This window comes from Actinomycetota bacterium, assembly GCA_036280995.1.
In the GTDB taxonomy this organism is placed as follows: domain Bacteria; phylum Actinomycetota; class CALGFH01; order CALGFH01; family CALGFH01; genus CALGFH01.
Genome location: DASUPQ010000907.1, coordinates 1 through 4,188 on the forward strand (window position 1 = coordinate 1; position 4,188 = coordinate 4,188).

General features: G+C 75.4%; 4 protein-coding genes. 2 read left to right on the forward strand and 2 right to left on the reverse strand.

All coding sequences use genetic code 11. The features are described from left to right. Positions 1-378, forward strand: a 378-nt coding sequence (locus VF468_30250; GenBank protein HEX5882569.1) for an ornithine cyclodeaminase family protein, incomplete at its 5' end; no start/stop codon positions are given. An 83-nt stretch (positions 379-461) separates the two neighbouring features. Here the strand turns inward: VF468_30250 and VF468_30255 are convergent. Next, on the reverse strand, positions 462-1,979 hold the full coding sequence (locus VF468_30255; GenBank protein ID HEX5882570.1) for a vanadium-dependent haloperoxidase: 1,518 nt from the start codon (positions 1,977-1,979) through the stop codon (positions 462-464). Positions 1,980-2,071: 92 nt separating this feature from the next. Continuing rightward, on the reverse strand, positions 2,072-2,875 hold the full coding sequence (locus VF468_30260) for a crotonase/enoyl-CoA hydratase family protein (protein HEX5882571.1): 804 nt from the start codon (positions 2,873-2,875) through the stop codon (positions 2,072-2,074). A gap of 113 nt (positions 2,876-2,988) precedes the next feature. On the opposite strand from VF468_30260, the gene VF468_30265 reads away from it, so the two are divergent. Next, entirely contained in the window at positions 2,989-4,116 is a 1,128-nt protein-coding gene (locus tag VF468_30265) for a DegT/DnrJ/EryC1/StrS family aminotransferase (protein HEX5882572.1), read from the forward strand. Positions 4,117-4,188: the final 72 nt, after the last annotated feature.

Genomic DNA, 4,188 nt, shown 5'->3' on the forward strand with positions numbered 1-4,188 from the left:
CCGGGGTCCTTCTACAGCCACGTCGGGGGCTGGGAGGACGAGTACGCGGTGGCCAGGCAGTGCCAGAAGATCGTCTGCGACGACTGGGAGACGGTGAAGCACCGCACCCAGACCCTGAGCCGGATGTACAAGGACGGCGAGCTGCGCGACGACGACGTCCACGCCAACCTCGACGAGGTCGTGGCCGGCGCCAAGCCGGGCCGGGAGGCCGACGACGAGCGCGTCTACTTCAACGCCGTCGGGCTCGCCTTCGTCGACGTCGCCATCGCCCTGGCCATGTACCGGCGGGCCACCGCCGCCGGCAGGGGCCGCGAGCTCACCATGCAGGAGACGATGATCTTCGACCATCCCGACATGGCCGCCCACGTCCGCCTGTGACGGGGGCGGCGGCGTTGCCGCGCGGTCGCCTTCCTGGAAGGTCGGGCGGCCGCGCGGCAGCCGCCAGGCGGGCGGGAGGGGGGCTAGCCGCCCGCCGTGCCGGTGAAGAAGGTCTGGGCCTTCTCCCAGGCCTGCTGGCCGACCGAGGCGCCGAGGGTGCGGCCGTGGTGGTCGGCGTCGGGGAAGTGGATGCCGCCGAGCCGGCGCGAGACGCCGGCCTCGTCGCGGGCCGCGCTGAAGGTCGGCCAGATGAGGACCGTCGGCAGCAGCGGCGTCGCCCCCGGCTCGACGAACGACCTGCCGGGCCGGACCGTCACCCGGGCCCCGAACAGGTCGCTGCCGGTGAACCGCTGCAGGACCCTGGCCCCGGCGCCGCTGAAGGTGGAGTGGCCGGACACGTACTCGGGGAACGGCGGGGTCGGGAAGGTCGCCGCCTGGTAGGGATGCCAGGTCTCGCCCCTGATGAGGCGCGTCCCCTTGTAGGGGCCGGCCCAGGCCAGCACCAGCTTGCCCTTCATGCGGGTGCGGACGGCGGTGATCGGCCGCACGTAGTCCCAGCGCAGCTTGGCGTTCCAGGCGGCGATGCTGGCGTCCAGCTCGGCGTTGGCCAGGGCGAAGGTGAGCTTGGCGCTCTGGTCGAGGTTGTAGCCCCTGGCCCGGGAGACCGCCCCCGCGAACAGCAGCCAGTGGCCGGGCGGGGTCTCGCTGTCGGGGCCGTCGGCCCAGTACTCGGCCTTGACCTTGGTCAGGTCGGTGAGGGTGGCGCTGGCCAGCAGGGTGTCGGTGACCTCCTCGTCCAGCCGGAGCAGCGTCCGCTGGGTCGGCCCCGGCGGGAGGAACTGGTTGGGCGAGCTCATCGCGAACGGGGTGATGTGGCCCCAGTGGGGGGTCAGGTACTTCTGGACGACCATGGCGCCGCTGGCGTTGGGGTGACGCAGCGGCTGCCAGCGGAACGGGTCGTTGACCTGGTCGGGGGTGTTGACCGGGACGTAGCCGATGGTGTCGGCGTAGCCTCCTGCCTGGTTGGAGCCGTCGGTGGCCCGGAAGGCGAGCACGGCCGCGGCCGCCTGGTTGCCGACGCCGGTCGGCGAGGCCGGATCGGTGGTGGCGTCGTCGGGGTCGTAGCCCATGTTCGACAGCAGGGCGCGGAAGTCGGCCGAGCGGGCCGGGAACAGGTTCAGCAGGGCCCGGTAGGCGGCGTAGCTGACCGCCTGGCTCTTGTAGGCGTCGGTGCGCTCGGCCGCCGGGCGGCGCAGCGACCCGCCCAGGCGGGTCCCGACGGCGGTGGCGTCGTAGGCCGCCCAGGCGTCGTACATGGCCGTGTGCACGATGGCCAGGGCGCGGGCGTTGATGCTGGGACCGGTCTTCAGGGCCCGGATGGCGGCCAGGGTCTGCTCGCTCCAGCGCAGCACGGCGTTGTCGTCGGCCCTCGGCCCGTAGGCGTCCAGCGGGTACAGCGGGCCGGGGCCGATCGGAAGGGCTGGCAGCGGCAGCCGGATCTCGATGCCGACCTCCGCCTCGACGTCGGCGGTGGCCTGGGCGACGACGGTGCCGAACAGGGCGACGACGAGTGTGAGGACCAGGACGAGTCGACGGGTCACGGCGCTCCCCCCTTGAATTGCGAACAGCCGGCCAACAGCGCCGGACCATAGCAAGCGCGAGTCCCAGGACCAAACCTGTCCGGACAGGAAAACTACGGAGTTTCGGGTCCCGGATTTGGTGGAAGCACGGCGCCGTGACGGCCCTGACCTGCGGCGAAGCTGGCCGCTCGGGCGGCCGTCTCGCCGGAGGCGAGGGTCGCCATCCCTCGGCGGAGCTCGTTGGCCACCGCCTCCGGCTCGGTCAGGTCCCACTGCTCGATGGCGGACAGCCGGTCGTTGCGCAGCCCGGCCTGGGGCAGGGCGGCCAGCTCGCGGGCCAGGGTGACGGCGGCCGCCAGGGCCGTGCCGTCGGGAACGACCCGGTCGACCAGGCCCATGGCCAGCGCCTCGGCCGCGCCGACGGGCCGGCCGGTGAGGAGCAGGTCCATGGCCCGGCCGTGGCCGACGAGCCGGGGCAGGCGGATCGTGCCCAGGTCGATCAGCGGCACCCCGAAGCGGCGGTTGAGCACGCCCAGGACGGCCCCCTCGGCCGCCACCCGCAGGTCGCACCAGAGGGCCAGCTCCAGCCCGCCGGCCACCGCCGGGCCCTCGATCGCGGCCAGCACCGGCTTGGACAGCCGCAGCCGGGTCGGGCCCATCGGCCCGTCGCCGTCGGCGGCCACCCTCGGCGGGTTCCCCTCGGCGATCGCCTTCAGGTCGGCCCCGGCGCAGAAGGCCCCGCCGGCGCCGGTCAGCACGGCGACCGAGGCACCTGGGTCGCGGTCGAACTCCCGGAAGGCGCCGGCCAGGGCGGCCGCGGCCGGCCCGTCGACGGCGTTGCGCCGCTCCGGCCGGTCGATGGTGACCACCGTCACCGGCCCGTCCCGCTCCACCCGCACGCCCGTCCCGTCGGCCACGGTCGCCTCCTCCGGTCGCCAGCCACGGGATCGTAGCCCGGGACGCGTTGAGCGGCGGGCGCCAGGAGTGCCACCATGCCGGGCAGGTCCGTCAGCCGAGAGGAGCCGCCACGGTGCCCGAGCCCGTTCCGCTGGTCGACGTGCGGGCCGCCTACCTGGCCCAGCGGGCGGAGCTGGACGCGGCCGTGGCCAGGGTCGTGGGGTCGGGCGGGTTCATCCTCGGTCCGGAGGTGGCGGCGTTCGAGGCGGCCTTTGCCGGGTTCTGCGGCGTGCGGCGGGCGGTCGGGGTGGCCTCGGGCACGGCCGCCATCCACCTGGCCCTGGCCGCGCTCGGGGTCGGGCCGGGTGACGAGGTCGTCACGGTCGCCCACACCTTCACCGCCTCGGCCGAGGCGGTCGCCCATGCCGGCGCCCGGCCGCGGTTCGTCGACGTCGACGAGGCCACCGGGGGCATGGACCCCAAGGCCCTCGCCGGCGCCGTCGAGGGCGCGGCCGCGGTCCTGCCCGTCCACCTGTACGGCCTGCCCGTCGACCTGCCCGCGATCCAGGCCGTGGCTGCCGACGCCGGCGTGCCCCTGGTCGAGGACGCCGCCCAGGCCCACGGGGCGACCGTGACCATGGCCGGCGGCCAGGTGCGCCGGGCCGGGTCGGTGGGGCGGCTGGCCGCGTTCAGCTTCTACCCGGGCAAGAACCTCGGCGCCTTCGGCGACGCCGGCGCGGTCACCACCGACGACGACGAGCTGGCCGACCGGGTGGCCCGGCTCCGCGACCACGGCCGGATCTCCAAGTACGAGCACGCCGAGGTCGGCTGGGGCGAGCGCCTGGACGCGCTCCAGGCGGCCGTGCTCGCGGTCAAGCTGGAGCGGCTGGAGGCCGGCAACGCCGCCCGCGAGCGGCTGGCCCGCCGCTACGACGAGGCGCTGGCCGGGGTCGGCGACCTGGTGCCGCCGGCCCGGGTCGAGGGCCGGCGAAGCGCCCGGCACCTCCACGTGGTCCGGACCCGGCACCGCGACGAGCTGCTGGCCGCCTGCCGGGCCGCCGGGATCGGGGCCGGGGTCCACTACCCCGTCCCCCTCCACCTGCAGCCGGCCTGGCGCCACCTCGGCCTCGCCCGCGGCGACCTGCCCGCCACCGAGGCCTGGGCCGACGAGTGCCTCTCGCTCCCCCTCTATCCGGAGCTGACCGAGGCCCAGCAGGACCGGGTGGTCGAGGTCGTCCGCGGGTTCTTCGCCGCCCGCTAGCGGGTGGCGTGGCCGCACGCCCCGCGCCGTGCGGCCACGCGTCGGTGCCGATCGGCGGCCGGTGACCTCAGC